This is a genomic window from Corynebacterium sp. 51B, from assembly GCF_008930785.1.
Lineage (GTDB): Bacteria > Actinomycetota > Actinomycetes > Mycobacteriales > Mycobacteriaceae > Corynebacterium > Corynebacterium megadyptis.
Genome location: NZ_PQMK01000001.1, coordinates 489,180 through 507,882, shown reverse-complemented (window position 1 = coordinate 507,882; position 18,703 = coordinate 489,180). Strand labels below are relative to the sequence as shown.

Genomic DNA, 18,703 nt, shown 5'->3' with positions numbered 1-18,703 from the left:
GATTGAAGGTTGCCTAGGCTTAGTAGCACAGCACTTCTGTTGAAGTGTGATGGAGGGAGAGAATCCACGATGAGCAGCTCTGGAGGGCGCTTGGACTATGGATTTTTTGTGCGCATCGTGGCCCCAATCCGTCGCCGTCTCCTGTGCGCTTCTGTCCTGCAGGCGCTGTCCTCGTTCAGCGCTGTGGCGGGAATGCTCTGCGCGGGGGCACTGGCTGGATGGCTGGTCACTGAAGTCGAAACTGTGTCCCTTCCGTGGCCGCTGTTGATAGGAGCCATCCTCGGTTTCCTCGGCCAAGCGATCTTTTTGGGCGCGGCGACCACGGTGAGCCACCTGGCCGATACTTTTCTCCAGCGTGAGCTGCGCGGGGATATTGCAGATTATCTGCAACGGCAGCCCATGGACGAGTTCGCTGAAAAGGACTCGGCGGCAGTGAAACGGATGCTGACAGATGATGTTGGGGCCCTACACAACGTCGTTGCGCATGCGCTTATCGACGCCGTCGCCTCGATTCTCACACCAGTATTCGCCCTGATCGCCCTGGCGGTTCTTTCTCCACAGGCTGGACTTATTGCCTGCGTTCCGGCTCTGATCGGGGCCGGCATTCAGCTTTATCACGGGCGCACCGCGATGGCGAAGATGGACGAGTATTTCGCACATGTTTCCGCCCTCGACAGTGCAAGTGTCGCCGCCGTGGAAGGTGTCGCTGTGTCGAAAGTCTTTTTCACCGTTGATGATGAGACGGCCTCTGCCGATCAATTCCGGAAGGCCGCGACGCGCTATAGCCGTTTCGTCCACGCATGGGCGATGGATGTGGGACGCAAAATGACGGCGGCGGAGATCCTCCTGAGCCCCGTGCCCGCTTTTGTAATGGCCATTGGAGTTGGGCTGCTGTTCGACGTCGGCACCGCGGCGATCGCCTATGCCGCCTTGCTCGCGCCGATGGTGGGAGCTCCCATCTTGCCGCTGGCCTATGCCGCACAACACATCAGCGCTGGGCTGGCCGCAGCGCAACGCTTAGATGCGGCGCTGGGACAACGCGCAACGGACAGCCCCCGCGATGAGACTCACGGCGCACACAGCCAGTGGCCTGAAGACTGGGAGTCCATCGAGCTGCGTGAGGTGAGTTGTTCGCGGCAGGGGCATCTCGTCCTCAACCGAGTAAGCGGGATCATCCATCGCGGGGAAAGCGTGGCCATAGTTGGACCTTCTGGAGGCGGAAAATCAACACTCGCGCAGGTCCTCGCGGGGCTGTATTCCCTCGATGAGGGCGACATCATCATCCATGCCCCCTCGGGAGCGGTGAGCATTACGCAACTACCGCTGGGAGCAATCGGTACGCATGTCGCCTTCGTAGGCCAACACCCAGGAATTCTGCAGGCGAGCATTGCAGACAACGTCACCATGGGGCGCGAAGCACTCAGCGCCGGCATCGATTCCTGTCTGCAGCAGGCGCAACTCGATGAGCGGGTCTACGCCCTGCCAGAGGGCACGGACACCATTCTTGGCCGGGAAGCCTCTTTTAGTGGCGGCGAACGCCAAAGGCTCACTCTCGCCCGCGCTCTCTACCAGCGAAAGCCCGTACTCATTCTCGACGAACCTACCGCTGCAGTTGATGTGCTCGGCGAGCGACGCATCGATCAGGGGTTGGAAGAACACCACCAACAAGGAGTCACCATTATCAGGATTGACCACCGACTCACCTTCGCCACACAGGCGCAACAGGTGTGGGTGATGGACCGCGGCAGCATTGTCGAACACGGTAGTCCGGCGGACTTACGCGCCCAGCGCGACTCGGTATTCAGCCAGCTTTGTGCAGGGATTGTAGGTCCGAGATGAGTACTCACAGCACACATTCGAATGCCGCAGGACGGTCCACATTTCGCGGACTGGTGCTCTCTCTTGACGCTCGTGATCGCCGCCGCGTCGGGATAGCGATCGGCGTGGTAGCCGCCGCCAGCCTGGTGGAGGTCGCGGCAATAGTCATGGCCACCGTGGCACTGACCGAGGACGCGCCGCTGTGGCCGGCGTTTCTGCTCGCTGCGGTGTGGGTGCTCATCTCCAGTCTGGGCGTCATGGCGAGTAGGGGCGCAGGATATTCCTTGGCCGAAGGACTCTTAGAGCGGGTGCGCTGCACTCTCATCTCGCTTCCTTATGGCTGGTTCCGCACGGACCGCAGGGGCGATCTCGCGACCCTGACCACGGGGGACGTGATGCAGGCCATGTCGATTCCAGCGCATCTTCTCCCGCGTCTCATTCCAGCGGTGATCGTGCCGTGTTCCTTGGCAGCGCTGCTGACATCGCGTGATCTCCTCCTTGGAGGGATCCTCTGGGTGCTCTTGCTTTTCTGTTGGGGCGCGGCAGTATGGGGGCGCGCTATGGTGGCCGCCAGCGACGGTCGCTTGCATGAAGCCCAAGAACTAGCCGCTAGCGCGGTGATCGAGTTTGCTCGCCTGCAACCGACTCTGCGCCTGGCTTCTGCCCAAAGCTTCGGCCGGCAGCGCATCGATACCGCACTCGATCGCGTTCGCGACGACACCGCACGCATGATCCGCTTGGTCCTGCCAGGCGTGACTGTATTCGCCTTCATGGTGCAGCTCACCATTGCGCTGAGCCTAGTGGTGGCCGTTGTGCACGGAGTACACAGTGGGCAGAGCGGTATAGCAATTGTGCTGAATATTCTGCTGCTGATGAGGTGTATCGAACCTCTACGCGGTGTCGCTGAACTCGCAGCAGCGCTGCGCATGGCCCGGAATGCAGTGCAGCGGCTGCTGGATTTCTTCGCTACCCCACAACTACAGCAGGACCCTGAGCGTGCTGCTCAGCCACCCAAGATCAACCCCGAGACGGGAAAGCCCGCAGCGTTCTCGCTGGAACACGCGAGCATGCACTACCCGAGCTCCACCTCTGGGGTCGATGACCTCACCCTGGACTTCGACGGACCTGGTCTGGTTGCGGTTGTCGGCGCGTCAGGATCCGGGAAAACCACCCTGCTGTCCCTGCTGGCACGCTTCGGGGATGTTGATTCCGGAACAGTGCACCTTATGGGGCGGGACGTGCGCGGGATGAGCATTGAGGATATTTCCGCCCACGTCAGCGTGGTTTTTCAAGACACCTACCTGCTCAATACCAGTATTCGTGACAACATTGCCCTTGCTCGACCCAGCGCTAGCGCTGCAGAGATCGAGCACGTCATGGACATGTGCGGGGTAGAGGATCTCGCGCGGCATCTTGAGGATGGCGTTGACACCGTCGTGGGCGAAGGCGGCGAGCGGCTCTCGGGTGGAGAAAGGCAGCGTGTGGCCATCGCCCGCGCTCTACTCAAACAAGCACCCGTGGTGTTGCTTGATGAGGTCACCTCCGCGCTCGATGCCTTCCAGCAGCGGATCATCATGCAGGCCATCGAGCAGCTGCGGCAAGATTCCACCGTTGTGATGGCGGCACACCGGTTGAGCACAGTCGTGTCAGCCGACTGCATCGTCGTCATGGATTCTGGACGCATCGTCGATGCCGGCACCTACAGCGAACTGCTGTCGCGCTGCTCCACATTCCAAGCGATGCACTCGTCTTCTGCGGAGCGGGGAGGGGATAGCCGGTCATGACCAGTATGGATCCAGTCTCCCCTGATCTCACAGCCGAGCGCGTCCACGCGTTAAAAGTGCACCATGTCTACCGAGAGCAGGCCGCATATGACTCGATATCTCGAGCGCTAAGGAATGTCGATCACGCTCACGTGCCCGCGCACCTCACACCGATTCTGCGCCGCTGGGAAAGCATTACCTCGAACCCCGACGCCCAGCAGAAACGATGGAGGGAATTGCTTGCTCAGGACGCCGGTGACGTGCCCCAGTCATGTTCGTGGACCGAAGTCCGCGTGCGTGGCGAGGAGCTACTTTCCGAAGCTGGGTGGGACGAGAGCACCATCGACAATCAAAAAAATCTTGACGCATTTTTCTCCACCTGTGATGCCGAACTCGAGTCACTCATTGTGGGAGAAAACACCGTGCGACAGATACTTTTCGACAACGATGCACTCAGTGCCGCGTCGGCTATGTATCAGAACAACCCGATCAGTAGTGCCATCAATACCAACGTGGCGACCCGGCTCGCTGCCCGCGCAGCGCGCTGCCCATCCAGGCTCGCCGTGGCAGAGATAGGCGCGGGTACAGGCGCACTCACTGACCCAGTTCTTGATGCTCTCCGGAACACACACGTCGACTACACCTTTAGCGATGTCTCGCGGTGGTTTTTGCATCGTGCAAAGCTGCGCTACGCAGGACGTCCCGGTATGAACTTCGGCATCGTCGATATCAATGATGCCCCTGGTGAGGCTTTGGATTCCCTCCATATAGGCTCGGGGTTCGATGTAATCGCCTGTGGAAACGTTGCCCATAACGCACTGAGGCCTGTGCAACTGCTCTCGGAGCTGTCCGCACAACTGCGGCCGAAAGGGAGCATGTATCTCATCGAGACAGGAACAGAACATCTTCCCCTGCAGATCTCGATGAGGTTTCTGATGGCGCCAGATCCGAATGGGCCGCGCCAAGAATTTCAGGATGCCCGCGGAAGCAGCGGACGCATTTTTCTCAACCGTGAGGAATGGGTAGAGGCAGCCACTGCAGCGGGTCTCACCGTTAAAAGCCGGTACCCAGAAAAGCACCACCCCCTGGAATGGCTGGACCAATTCAGCCTAGAGCTCATCAAGGAGGAATCAGTCTCGTGACTCGGGCTAACCCCGCTATCGCCGTCGTATCTATGACGTGCAGGTACCCCGGTGCCGACACCCCAGCGCAACTCCTTGGCCTCCAAGTAGACGGTGAATTCGGCTATCGTCGCCGCACACCGTCGCAGGACGCAGGTGCCTCCGCACTACATCGCCATCCGCATTTTGTTCCCGTCGTCGGCGATCTCAGCCACATGGACGCATTCGATGTTGAGGCACTCGGATTGAGTGAGAGCGCCGCGCAGTCCACTGACCCGCAAATGCTGCTGGCGATGGAATTGGTTGGTGAAGCGCTTGATCTTGCCGGTTTTACAGGGGAAGAAGAGTGGGGAGTTACCGGTGTTTTTTCTTCCTGCGCAGAATCGGTATATCTCCACGACAACCTTTCTGATGATTTCGATCCGAGGGGCGGCACGGATCCTGTCCGCAGCCTCGATCTGCACTCCCGCAACGTTGCGGATTATCTGCCTCTACGCATTGCGTACCGGTACAACCTCACTGGTCCAACGATGAGTATCGGCGCAACGTGTGCATCGTCTTTAGTGGCTGTTCATCAAGCCTTCAATAGCTTGCACGTGCATGAGTGTGATACCGCCATCGTCGTTGGCGTGAGCCTGAAAGACGTGGGGGCGCATCTGGGCGGCTATGTCGCTGTTCCTGATGGGCCATACTCGCCGTCTGGCTTTACCCACTCCTATGGCAGTGACGCCGATGGAACCGTGTTCACCCAAGGCGCGGGCGTTATCGTATTGCGGCGAACGACAGACGCGCTGCGTGCGAACCAGCCCGTGCTGGGAATGATCGCAGGCTCCGCTGTATCTAATGATGGTAGGTATGGCCGAGCCAGCTTTAGCGCCCCATCAGTAGAAGGGCACGTTGCCGCCATTGAAGAAGCTGTGGCAGTCTCCGGTCTTGAAACACAAGATATTGGGCTGTTGCACGGTCACGGCACAGCTACGGTGTTAGGCGACGACGTAGAGATTGCGGCCTTTTCCCAAGCATACGGGCAACGTCACGACGATGACCTCCCTCTATGTTCGATCAAAGCCCACATTGGTCACACTGATAGTGCAGCGGGCATCGCTAGCCTCATTGCTTCGATTCAGGCCGCGGCTACTGGTATTCAGCCGCCTGCGCACACCGCGAATTCGCCACACCCATCGCTTGCGCGCACACAGAACCTTAAGCTCCTTTCTGCCCCGCGTACGTGGGATGCAGCGCAACGGTGGGCAGGAGTAAGTGCACTGGGCATCGGGGGCGTGAATTGCCACGTTATCGCCGGATATGATGAACGCTGCACGCCGGTGCAAAACACTGAGGCGGAGCGGGACAGTGTTTCTCTGAAACCGCAGGACGATCCTCTATTTTTGCTCAGTTCGCATACCGAAGACAGCGTGCGAGACATGGCGCGACGTGTTGGAATCACTCTCGCTGCGCATCCTGATTGCGGCCATCAACTCGCTGGGATGCTGGCCGTGCATCGATTGCAGCGACGCTATCGGGCGGTCTATTCTCTTTCCCAGCTGCGTGCACGTGCATCCGATACACACGACGATGCCATCGCCGAGCCCACCGTTGTGGATAGTGGGAATAACCCCGCCCTACTGTGGGTATTCCCCGGTGCTGGTGTGCCACTACGGGGAGCTGCAGCGGGGCTGCATCGTGCCGAGCTAGGGCATGCCGGTGAGCAAGAATTCTGGACGCACCTGCATGACTTGTGCCAGCGCTTTCACGAAAAAACCGGCACAGATTGTCTCGCATTTTTGACCGAGGACGTTGCTGCCGAGCAGGCCCAGCATGAGCCTGTTGCGCCCCTTCTCCTCTTGTCTTCTCTCTACGCCTACAGCGTCTCGCTTGCCCGTGCCGCACAGGCGGAAGGGATCATGCCGGACGTGATGCTTGGTCATAGTGCCGGCGAGTATGCTGCGGCAACGATCGCAGGCACGCTCTCGGTTGATGACGCCGTCTCTCTGGTGTGCGCCCGTGCACAAGCGATGGAGAACGCACCAGAAGGAGAGATGCTCAGCGTGGGGCTGGGCGCGACAGCCCTAGAGGAACTCTGTCGTGACTCCGCCACCGACGCTTCTGTTCGTGCAGCGTTTCAGGCCTGCGATATCGCTGCAATCAATGCGCCCAATGCCGTGGTGCTGAGTGGGCCGCGTCGGGACATCGCTGTGCTTCGACACGCTGTGGAAGAAGCGGGCGCAACGACCCGAAATGTCGGTATTGCGGCAGCCAGCCATTCCCGGCTCATCGAAGGAGAACTGGCGGCGTTTCGCGAGGTAGCCACCACTGTCGGATCACCCACTGGGCAAGGAACCATGGTGAGCTGTCTCGACACGCAGGTCCACGGTGCTGGGGAGAAGATTGACCCCGAGTATTGGGTGCAGCATTTGCGCCAGCCGGTGCGTTTCGATGCGGCGGTGGACACAGCCATCGACGCACTCGAGCGCCAAGGATATGACGGTGTGCTCGCCTGCCATATCGGGCCCGGTTTGGGGCTTGCGAAAATGGTCGCCCAGAGGCCCATCTGCAAGGCGAGTTTCAGTCTTGCCCCAGCACAGCAGAACCCAGGTATTACTCCACACCAGCTGGTGCGCGGACATGTGTGGGCGGCCGGCCGCGACTCTGCAGCCTCCGAACTCGTCACAGACGAGGGCTTTGCTCCCCACTTAGTGGCAGAGATGGGGTTTTCTTATCGACGCACCCCGACGGTGAAACCTAGCCACAGCAGCACCCAGACCAGCCGCCGATCGCGCACGATTCAGGCCCAAATTCCTAAGTTCTGCTTGGTCGATACGCAGGAGGCTGGGGACACCGAACGCTCGTACGTGTTCGCTTATTGGCCCCCTGAGGCTCGCCACCAGGCTGCCACACTCGATCCGAGTGTGCAGTGGGTGGACTATGGCGCACAGGACCAAGCATCGTGGGCCGACCTCGATGGTGTGGTGTTCTTCCCAACGCTGCTGTCCACGCAGAACACTGCGCCCGCACTCGATCGGGTGCGATCGGAGCTAATGGCCTACGTTGAGCTGCACAATCTATGGAGCCAGCCGTTAGAGTCTCAGCAGGGTGGTCCAGCGCTGCTCGTTGTCGCTCACGCCAGCGCCGCAGTCACTTCCGCAGATAGCCCCGAAGCTCATCGCGCGGCCACGATAGCAACCGCTCGAGTATTTGCTCAGGAGCATGGCGGGATCGCTTGGGCCACCGTGGATCTCGAGGAACCGCTGGGAACCCAGGCACACCCACATCTTCTCGCGAGGATGCTCAACCGCAGCGCGGGCGGTGGATTCCACTATGCGCAGCGAGGTGGTGTGCTGCTCCAACGAAGCTGGGTTAGTGCCGAAGATAATCCAGAGTTGGATGCTGTGCTGCACAAGGACACACACACCGACGGCGCTGCAGCGTCGGCCCCGGCGCTGCAGGTCTTAGTGCTTGGTGGCACTGGCCGTGTTGGAAGCAACGTGTGTCTGCACCTACTCGGCCACGGCCACGAGGTAACGGTGTGCTCGCGTACGGCGCCGACGGCACAGGGGCATCAAGCTCGGCTGGCCGCGGCGATCGCTGCCGGGGAGTTGCGGTGGGAAGCCGCAGATGTCACCGATGAAGCCAGGGTGCAGGAGATATTGGCCCACGAAGATTATGACGTGTGCATTTTCGCTCCGGCGGAGATTGATCTGCTCACCTTTGAAGAGATGGATGAGGACGGGCTCAGCCGCGTCATGTCGGCCAAGGTTACAGGTCTGGAGTGTCTGGCCACAGCCATTCAAGACAGCGGCAGCAGCCCACGTGTCCTCGTGATGTCCTCTGCAGCAGTAACTATCGGTGGTTTCGGGCTAGGTGGATATGTTGCTGCCAGTGCCTTCATTGATACCTGTGCTACCGCCCGAGGATGGACGGTGATCGACTTCGATCGTTTCCGACTGGGAAGTGAAGAGGAAAACACCGCTGCCTCGGAAGTCTCTTTGCGTCACGCTATCGACATCGATGATGCTTTGAATGTCATTGACAGGGTTGTGCGGGAAGAAAGTACGTCTGACACCGGATTACACTTCGCGCTATCTGCTGGTGAGCTCAACGCTCGTTCCCGCACGTTGGTCACGCGTCGATCGACCACGCCAGCGTGCATGGAGCAGCAAGAAGAAGCTGCACTATGGACAACTCAGCAACGCGCAGTAGCAGAAGTGTGGGCGGAGGTTCTAGGTGCACGTGACCTCAATCTTGACACCGATTTCTTCGCCGCGGGCGGGCACTCGCTCCTCGCGACCCGAGTGCTCTCGTTGTTGCAACAGCGGCACGGCATACACGCCCGGCTGCGCGATCTTCTCGATTATCCAACGGTACGGACCTTTGCAGACCACCTCGACCACGGGGAACATAGCGTCGATAAGCGCGACGCTCATGCTCCGGAACCGGCCTCCACGGAAGCTGTGGCTTCCACCCTCGGCACTGCTCACGAACCATTTCCCTTGACCCGTATTCAGCACGCCTACTGGGTGGGCCGAGGCGATGGCTATGAACTTGGTGGGGTGGCGTGTCAGTTCTACCTCGAGTACCGTGCGCAGGAGCTCGATATCGCTCGGTATCAGGCGGCATGGGATGCCACAGTGGCACACCATCCCATGCTGCGCGCTGTCATCGTGGAAAGCGGAGAGCAGTGCATTCGTGATCGCCGAGCCCCCACGATCGACGTGCATGATGCACGAGCCGCCTCGGCTGAGACACAGCGCAGGCTCGTGGAACGTACCCGAGAGCGCGTCTCGCGCCGGGTGTCTGATCCCGCCGTGGATTTCCCAGTGTTGGTGGAAATTGTGCGCACCGATGCCGGCGATCATGTAATGATCGCGGTCGATGTGCTCATGGTTGATTCCGCATCATGGCTCATCGTCGACTCCTGTGTGCAGCACTACTACGAGCACCCCGAGGTAGCTCTGCAGCCGCTGCCTTTGACATTTGAGGACATTCAGCGTTTCCACGCCAGCCAACCGACGGAGACCGCACAGCGTCGGCGAGCCCGCGACTATTGGGACTCTCAGCTCGACGGATTCCCTGACGCACCTGCTATTGCGCGCCATCCCGCTCATGGTGCGCCTCGCTTCACACGATTGAGCGGCCGTGTCCAGGGCCAAGCCCTGGCAGAACTGCGTCAGCGTGCTCAGCAAGCGGGAGTGTCGCTCACCAGCCTGCTACTCAGCGCTTATACCCACGTGCTTCACGATTATGCAGAGCAAGAAGATATTGCTGTCTCGGTGACCCATTTTGATCGCCGGAGTGCGCTTCCTGCCGAATGGGCAGAGCAGGTCGACTCGGTGGTTGGGGAATTCTCCTCCATGCTGCTCCTGCGCAGTCACGCTGATGCTGGAGAAGCGTTGCAGGACGATCGACTGAGAGCGACCAACCGAGAACTTTTTGATGCCTTGGATCATCGCGCGATGTCCGGAGTGGAAGTGCTTCATGCGCTGTCTCGTGCGCGCGGACACGTCGTCAGCGTTCCGGTGGTATTCACCAGCATGGTCGACTTCGAACAAGACCATGACCACAGTTGGCTGGGCGAGTATGTCACCGGTATCTCCCAAACTCCGCAGGTGTGGCTGGATCACCAGGCATTCTTCCATCGCGGTGAGCTTGTACTGCAATGGGATGTTGCTGATGTCGTGGATATCGATGAAGCAGAAATCTTCTTCGAGAAGTATCTTCGGATCCTCGGCGGCACCACCGACATCACAGCGCAGCAAGCTCAGGACGGCCAGCAGCACAATCAGGACCGGCTGGAATCCTCCTCGTCCAAGGACACCGCGGCGGATGAGCAGGCATCCTCGGTTGCGGAGGAGGAACAGCTCAGCGGCGATGCCACTGACCTTGTAGAGGTCGTGCGTCAGGCTTGGGCCGATCTTGTCGGCGTGCCGGCTGGGTCCATTCAACGAGACTCCACCCTCCTGGATATCGGGGGAGACTCACTCTTGGCCGTTCGTATCGCGAACACCCTGAAATCCCAGTTGGGGTGCACCCTTCCGGCGCCACTGATGAGGGCGGATGTCACCGTCAGCGAGGTAGTGGACAAGCTCGCACAGCTGCTCGCACCGTCCCCAGCAGAGAACCCAGAGGGCCAAGCCAGCATCGAGCTCAAGCGTGCCGATCCTCAGCAGCGTTTCCCGCTGATGTCTCTCCAACAGGCATATTTTGTGGGCCAGACGCAGGCGCTCGACGTGTCGTATCCGACCGCGCACGTCTATACCGACGTTCCGCTGTGGAATATGCAGATCACCGACCCCGCGGAGGTGACGAGAATCCTGCGTTCTGCCTGCCGCCGTGTGGCTGTGGCGCACCCAATGCTGCGTGTGAGCATTGATGAAGACTCACTCCAATATTTCCGGCCAACGTCGGCAGACGTTATCGATTCATGCGTGGAGGTGCGTGTTGTCGATATGCGTGGGCTGACTGCGCCGGAAGAACTCGAGGCAGCCCTGCAGCAGCACCGCCACACTATGACTCACCAAGGACCGAATCCAGTAAACGGTGGAGCTACCGCGATAGTCGGGGCACTACTTCTGCCTGGCGGTCATGGTCGTTTCTTCGTCTCCTCCAGCCTCCTCGTTCTCGATGGCTGGTCTGCGTCACTATTTGACCGTGCACTCCTGAAGGCACTGTGTAGTGAAGAGCCGCTACCTGAACTCGACATTACTTTCGCGGATTACGCGCTTTCTGTGCAGGAGTATGAACAAGATGCCGTGGATACGGACCGGCAATGGTGGAGCGAACGGCTTCCCACTCTTCCTGCGCCTCCAGTGCTTAACCCCGCAGATGGTTCTGCCACTGTGGCTAACAGCGCTGGTTCGATGCTCATGCTAGAACGCAGGATTTCTGCAGAGACGTGGTCACGCATCTGCCAACGGGCACGTAAAGAAGGTGTTACTGCTACCACGGCAGCAATGACGGCTTTCGCGCTTGCTTTAGCAGAGCGTACTCACCGTGGCGCGATGCTACTCAATACGCTGCAGCACAATCGACACGGCATACACCCAGATGTGATGGACCTGATGGGACCCTTCTCGCGCACAGCTTTAGTGTCCCTCGAACTTGGGAGGAATGATTCCTCTGGCGCGCAGCCGACGATACGAGAAGTGGCACGGTCAATTGCTGCTCAATCTGGTGAGTGCTTGTCCCACAACCTCATAAGCGCAGTGGACATCAGCCGAATGCTGTTGAAGAACATGGGCCGAGCGCGATCTGTGGCGCCGATTGTATTCCAGTCCACACTCGGAATGGACGCAGCGTTGGGCGGTGACTTGAGTACCAATGCTGGCCCTTTGGGAACGATAGATATCTCGGAGTACTTCCAGCAGGTTCGCACGCCTCAGGTGGAGCTTGAACTGCGTTGTTTCGAGCTCTACGGGGAATGTGTGTTGTCCATGGCCGCTCTCCCGGAGCGGTTTGGGGATGCGCCATCGTTGATTCTCGATCGAGTACATGAGCTCTTATTGGAACTGGGCAGTGAATCCGCATGGCACAAAACTGTCGAGATCCCTCAAGAGCGCATGGCTCTGAGCGATTATCTCACGGCAGGGGAGAATGAGAATTCTCATAACTCACCGCAGAAACACGTGCGTGAGATTCCCGCTGAGCTAGAGAAGTGCATTGAAAAGCTGTGGAACGAGCTCGTTCCTATTGCAAGCGAAGAACACTTCTTTAGGGCCGGAGGCGATTCCTTGCTGGCCGTGCAACTTATACAAAGGTTGTGTTCCACAGCGCTGGAGTGCGTGGACAGCCACCAGCTATCAATGGCAGAAGTGGCCCCAGAGTTTTTTGCGCACCCCACTCGGGAAGGACTGGCGCAGGCGTATATATCTGCTGCTGAGCAGGGGGAAGAAGGAACCTCCGACGGCGATGAAAGCGCCGCAGATTCGCACTACGTGTCTGCAGAGCCGGCTCGGGTAAAAGAGATTGATATTGCGAGTGTGGTTCGAGACTGTTGCCTGCATCTCACCCGAGGCGAGGGAAGGCCAATATTTTTCATTCACCCCTCTGGAGGCGACGCATTGTGCTATCTAGAATTAGCGAGGCGCCTAGAGACGGATCGTCCATGCGTGGCGATTATGGATCCGCAGATTGCTGGACACGACGTTCTCGGCGCGAGTATCGCCGAGATGGTTGAGCTTTACTATAGTTTGATCAAAGAAATATCACCGGATGGCCCCTACACGATTGGCGGTTGGTCAATGGGAGGAACATTGGCTCACGAAATCGCGTGTGCTCTTCGCAAGCAAGGGGATTCGGTTGATCTTGTGTGGATGGTGGATTCTAATTCTCCAGAAAGAATTATCGATATTCTCAATCAAGGCGAAGCGCTGTCACTGAGCGAAAAAGAGCGCCAAGAGTGTAGCGACAATCGCATGATGTTGCGGCAGCTGCGTTCTATCGAAGCCTATCTTGGCCTCGACGGTGATAGCGGCCCCGACTCCGATGTAGACACGTTGTGCGACAAACTCGAAGCGCACGGTGTAGACGTGTCTCCGAAGGCGCTACAAGTGCGAAACGACATATTTTCTCGTCATATTCATGCGCTTTATGATCATCATGCGCACCTGCTGGACCAAGAAGTAGCTGTTCTTCTGGTGCGGGCGGATCAGCGCTCCCCCCGAAACAGCGGGGAAGGTATGGGCGTCGACGACTGCACGGACGAGCACCTCGGGTGGGATTCTTGGATCGATGGCCCCTTCGAGGTACGTGGCGTGTCAGCACACCACTATTCGATTCTTCGGCAACCACAGGTAGCCCGGGTGGCCACGCTGCTCTCGCAAGCAGTGCGCACCCACGCCACGGGAACTCACACCACGGAACGCTCGCGGTGCTCGCGCGCCGCCGCAGCTGCAGAAGGCGATAAGCCTCCCTGATGGGGTGCTGATCGTGCCTAGCACATTCCATCCCTCTCATCACCCATCCTTTCGCCCGAGCGCGAAAGCCCACTCTCATAGGAGACTGACATGGCATTGAACCGCCGCCGATTCCTCTCTGTCACCGGATTAAGCATCGCCGGTGCCGTACTCGCAGCCTGTGGCTCTAATAACAGCGACAGCAGCAGTGCACAGTCCTCGTCCTCCGGTGTCGCCGATTCCGCGGACGCGACCCTGACCTTCGCCTCCGTTGCTGCAGGCAGCCAAGCCTCCAACGACCCCCATGGCTCGCTGTTCTCCGAGTCCGATTGGTTCCGCCTCAGCTGCGTGTACGATCAGCTGCTCCTCAGCGATGACGGAAACCTCGTGCCGCGCCTTGCAACGAAGTGGACCCCGAACGAGGACTCCACCCGCTGGGTATTTGAGCTTCGCGAGGACGCCCAGTTCGCGGACGGCTCCCCGCTCACCGCGAAAGACGTGTTCTACAGTCTGAACCGTATCGACGAGATGAAGGAACAAAACGGTGTGCGCTTGGGCACCGTGGATATTCAGGCCTCGAGCATTGTCGATGATTACACCATCGAGCTGGCGACCTCCGTGCCGGATGCGGAGCTGCCGCGCATGCTGGCTGGTTTCATCCTCGTGGTCAAGGACGGAACGACCGAATTCGATTCGCCGATCGCTTCCGGCCCATTCGTGCAAGATGCGCTGGAAGGCACCAATGCCGTCCTGAGCCCCAATGAGCACTGGTGGGGTAGCGATGCTCGGGCACAACGAGTGGAGATCAACGGCTTCAGCGATCCGCAGGCGATGGCAAACGCCGTATCCACCGGCGCAGTCATGGTTGCCTCCTCGCTCGCCCCAGCAGCCGCGAAGTCTCTCGAGCAGCAGTCCGGCTACACCATCCGGCAGCGCCCCGGCTACGAGACCTATCCGCTGCTGCTCCGCGTTGATACTGCCCCCTTCGACAAGAAGGAAGTTCGAGACGCCATCAAGCTCGCGCTGGACCGGGAGAAGCTCGTTGAGCAGGTCTTCCTAGGCTATGGATCTGTGGGCTATGACATGATCAAGCAGAACGATCCCTCGGTGCCGAAGGATGTCACCCCCATCAAGCGCGATGTGGAGAAGGCCAAGAAGCTGCTGGCCGAGGCGGGACACCCGGATGGCCTGGATCTGACGCTGCACAGCACCCAGTCCTACCCCGGGATGATGACCACCGCTACTGTTGCCGCAGCGCAACTGGAAGAGGCGGGCATTCGCGTCACGATCGAAGAGCACGCCCCTGACACCTATTGGTCCACCGCCTACACCGTGGAGCCCTTCACTGTGGGCATGTACACCAACACTCCTTTTGCGGTGACCGTGCGCCAGACGGTGCTCTCCTCCGCTGCTTTCTCCGAGACGGGCTTTAAGGACCCAGAGTTCGACAAGGACTTCGCTGACGCTATGAGCATCCAGGACGACAAGGAGCGTAACGAGGCCCTCGGCAAGCTGCACCACCGTATGGCAGAAGAAGGCGGCTGGGTCGTGTGGGGCTTCGGTAGCGGCTTGGACTGCATGGCAGATGGAGTCAGCGGCTGGCGGGATGGCTCCGCCCGCTACACCCTCGATGGGGTCGAAACCGCCTAATTCCGCACGACGCTAATCAGCTAGTCAGCTAAACAGGAGCCGCGATGAAAAAAGCCCCACACACCGCCGATAGCAGGGCGCCGAAAAGTGCAGCGGTGATGAGCCGTGTGCTGAGCGATGTTGGCTCTGCATTTGTGACCTTGCTGGTCGTTGTGAGCATCGTGTTCTTGATTACTGCGTGGCTTCCTGGAGACTTCGCCTCCCAGCTCGCTGGGGCGAACCAGGATGCCGCCGAGCGCCTGCGCACCCACTATGACCTCGACAAGCCGTTGGTGTACCGGCTGGCTAGCTGGTGGTGGAGCGCCCTGCAGCTCGATTTGGGAACGAGTTGGATCGGGGGCACCGATGTGTTCAGTACTGTCACCCATCGATTGGGTGCCTCATCTGCTGTCGTGTTGCCCGCGTGGATCTTGGCGATGACCTTCGGTATCGGTGGGGCACTGATTCAGGCCGTGCTGCGCGGTCGCCCGAGCGCTTTTGTGCTCAGCGCATTCGTCGCGGCCTGCGCTGCGATCCCAGAGGCCATTGTGGTGGTGCTGCTCGTCCTGCTTTTCGCGGTGAAGTGGCGGCTACTACCGGCTGTGACCATGATCCCTCTCGGGGAATCACCGTGGGGATCGCCCGAGCAGCTCGTGCTCCCGGTGCTCGGGCTGGCCATCCCCGTTGCTGCCTGGGTGGCGCGGATCCTGCGCGGCCCCGCAGAGGAGCTGCTCGCTTTGCCCCTGTATGTCTCGGCCCAACGACGCGGCATGCCGTTGCTGCAGCGGCTCTGGCGTTGCGTGGCAATCCGGATGGCACCCGTGGTGCTCCACACTGCGGCGATTAGTGCCGTCGGCCTGCTGGGAGCTGGTGTGGTGGTGGAAGCGCTACTGAATTATCCCGGTGTGGGCGGGCTGCTCGCCAGCGCCCTCGGGGCACGCGACATGCCGGTGGTGCAGGGAATTGCCCTGGTGCTGTCATGCATCGCAGTCGTGGTCTACACCAGCGCTGATGTGCTCAGCGTTGCCCTCGAGAGGCGGGTGAAGCGATGAGCGGGAAAAGAATGCGGCAGCAGCCACGCACCAGCGTGGCCGGCGCCGAGTCCCGCCGCAGCAGGCGGTGGCCAGGAACCCAGATTGCAGCTGTAGTAGTCAGCCTGCTGATGGCGCTGGTGTGCGCGCTGGTGCTCTACGGTCCAGTGCGGGCCGGCGATACGGTGCACCCAGTGTCGTTTCCCTATGACCAAGAGGTGGGACTGCTGGGGGCCGACGCCTTGGGCCGTGACGTGGGACAGCGATTGATGGCAGGCGGTGCTCGGCTTTTGGTGGCGCTGCCGATTGGTGCTGTGACCACCCTCTTCATCACTGTGCTGTCCCTTCTCGCCGTGCAACGCCCGCGGTGGAGAAAGGTGGCCAACCGTCTGTCCACATCCCTGTTAGCGATCCCGGCAATGGTGGTGGTGCTTGCGGCGGCGAGTATCTTTCCGGCGTGGATCGCGGTGTCAGCGGCCATGTTGTTGCTCGGAGTACCGCAGGGTATGCGCCAGCTCAGCGCGGCGGCGGCGCCGCTAACGACCGCGGGCTTTATCGAATCTGCTCGGGTGCGCGGCGAAAGCACCGTCGCTATCGCTCTCCGGGAGATGGTGCCGGCGTTATTTCCGCTCATCATCGCCGATGCCGCAGTGCGGTGTCTGGCCGCGATGCAGTTGATGGTGAGCGTTCATATCCTCGGGCTGGGGCCCACGGCCCCCACGGCGGATTGGGCGCTCATGATCCGAGAGAATCTCTCCGGGGTCATGCTGAATCCAGCGGCGGTTATTGCCCCGACCTGCGCTATCGTTGCGCTGCTACTCGTCGTCGTCTTGTTTTTCGATGTGCTGGTCAATGCCGTCCAGCCGCCAACTCCGCGCTCCGCGTATACCCCGCAGCGTCGCGGAACCAACACTACGGCCGGCGCGGCGCCAGAACACGGGCCTGCGGCAGCACACCAGACCGCGCCCGCTGCGCGCATCGCGGTGGAGCAGCTGCGCATGGCGTATCCGGATTCCACGCCCATCGAGGTGCAGTCCCTGCGCGTCCAACCGGGCGAGATCCTGGGGATCAGCGGTGCTTCTGGCAGTGGAAAATCCACGCTGCTCTCGCTGCTCGCCGCCTGTCCCGCACCCGCCCTGCAGGTTACGGGCCAGGTGTGGCTGGGCGGTAGGCGCTTTCCCACTGATACGCACGCAAGCGAGCACAGCGATAGGTGGTGGCGACGCTGGCGCCGCGAGCATTGCGGCCTCGTCGAGCAAGACGCGGCCACCACCGTGGATACGGCTCGTTCCCAATGGTCGATTATTCGAGACGGCCGGCCCCGGCGCGCGATCGATAGGGAAGCGGTGCATGCGGTTGCCCAGAGCGTGCGCCTCGATCCGGAGAAGTTTGACTCCTTGGCGCGCATGTCCGGCGGGCAGTGCACTCGCTTGGCATTAGTGCGTGCCCTGGCCCATGCGCCAGAGATTCTCGTCTTGGACGAGCCCACTACTGGTCTTGACGCCGCCGCCGTCGATGCGGTGGCGCGCGTGCTCGAGGATGCGGCAGCCCGCGGGGTCGCCATTGTTCTCAGCAGCCACGACCCCGACTTTCTGCGGCGAGTGTGCGATCAGGTTGTGGTGGTGGAAGAACAGGACACACGCACCATCATCAGGCCCTCAACCGTGGCTGAACTGCCCTGCGGAGACACAGCAGAGCGGCAACCGCCACATGCGGGCAGCGGTTCCGCTGAGGTGTCGCTGCGCCGGGAGGCGGGGCAGGGCACTGTGTTTCAGGATCATGGTGGCCTGAGCGTGCAGGGCATGGAGGTGTACTCGGCGAAGGGGGAGCTGCTTCTCCACGACGTTCACTTCCGCGTGCCCGCCGGCAGCTTCACCGTGCTGAGCGGCCCGAGCGGCTGCGGGAAAACCACGCTCATCCGCTATATCTTGGGGCTTCTCGGGCCCGGCCCGATTCGCGCGGAGTGCGCCTACGCCGCCCAAGACGCCGCCCAGGCGCTGCATCCTATGTTTAGCCTGCGGCATCAGATTCGGCGCGCCGCGGTCTGCGGCGGGCACCCGCACCCGCAGGCATATGTGGACGAGCTGCTTGCCTCGGTGCGGCTGAGCGCGGTGGCGGATCACAAGCCAGCCGCATGCTCGGGCGGGCAGCGCCAGCGCGCCAGCATTGCCCGTGCTCTCGCCGCCGGCCGGCCCATTCTGGTGGTCGATGAGCCCACCACCGGCCTCGATGCACAGCACGCCACGGAAGTCGTGGATCTGCTCGACCAGCTGGCGCAGCAGGGAACAACGGTGCTGGCCATCACCCACGACCCCACTGTGCTGCACCGCGCCGACCACGTGATCGACGTCAGCCGCTGGAGCGTGGATTCCTAGACGCTGCAGATACACCCCGCGCAGCACGCTAGGACAGAGAAAAGCGTCGATAAGCGCGATGCTTATCGACGCCAT

The 18,703-nt window shown here is 60.6% G+C and carries 7 protein-coding genes; all 7 read left to right on the top strand.

Annotation, left to right across the window (positions count from 1 at the left end; genetic code table 11):
- Positions 1–69 precede the first annotated feature (69 nt).
- The 7 genes from GBB14_RS02180 to GBB14_RS02150 all read left to right on the top strand — a co-directional run bounded on the left by GBB14_RS02180 (position 70) and on the right by GBB14_RS02150 (position 18,628).
- Positions 70–1,839, top strand: coding sequence for an ABC transporter ATP-binding protein (locus GBB14_RS02180; protein WP_151528464.1), 1,770 nt, complete (start codon positions 70–72; stop codon positions 1,837–1,839).
- Complete coding sequence (locus tag GBB14_RS02175) at positions 1,836–3,602, top strand: ABC transporter ATP-binding protein (RefSeq protein ID WP_151528465.1); 1,767 nt, start codon at positions 1,836–1,838, stop codon at positions 3,600–3,602. The genes GBB14_RS02180 and GBB14_RS02175 overlap by 4 nt, the downstream gene beginning before the upstream one ends.
- A complete protein-coding gene (locus GBB14_RS02170; protein WP_151528466.1) occupies positions 3,599–4,723 on the top strand; it encodes a class I SAM-dependent methyltransferase in 1,125 nt (374 codons plus the stop codon). Before GBB14_RS02175 ends, GBB14_RS02170 begins: the two co-directional genes overlap by 4 nt.
- Complete coding sequence (locus GBB14_RS02165; RefSeq protein ID WP_192796094.1) at positions 4,720–13,614, top strand: type I polyketide synthase; 8,895 nt, start codon at positions 4,720–4,722, stop codon at positions 13,612–13,614. The genes GBB14_RS02170 and GBB14_RS02165 overlap by 4 nt, the downstream gene beginning before the upstream one ends.
- Positions 13,615–13,704: 90 nt before the next feature.
- The gene (locus tag GBB14_RS02160; protein WP_151528468.1) at positions 13,705–15,243 is read left to right on the top strand and encodes an ABC transporter substrate-binding protein; all 1,539 of its coding nucleotides are present in this window, start codon (positions 13,705–13,707) and stop codon (positions 15,241–15,243) included.
- A 98-nt stretch (positions 15,244–15,341) separates the two neighbouring features.
- Positions 15,342–16,274: an ABC transporter permease gene (locus GBB14_RS02155; protein ID WP_192796093.1), complete on the top strand. Its 933-nt coding sequence runs from the start codon at positions 15,342–15,344 to the stop codon at positions 16,272–16,274.
- Positions 16,271–18,628, top strand: coding sequence for an ATP-binding cassette domain-containing protein (locus GBB14_RS02150; protein WP_151528470.1), 2,358 nt, complete (start codon positions 16,271–16,273; stop codon positions 18,626–18,628). Before GBB14_RS02155 ends, GBB14_RS02150 begins: the two co-directional genes overlap by 4 nt.
- Positions 18,629–18,703: the final 75 nt, after the last annotated feature.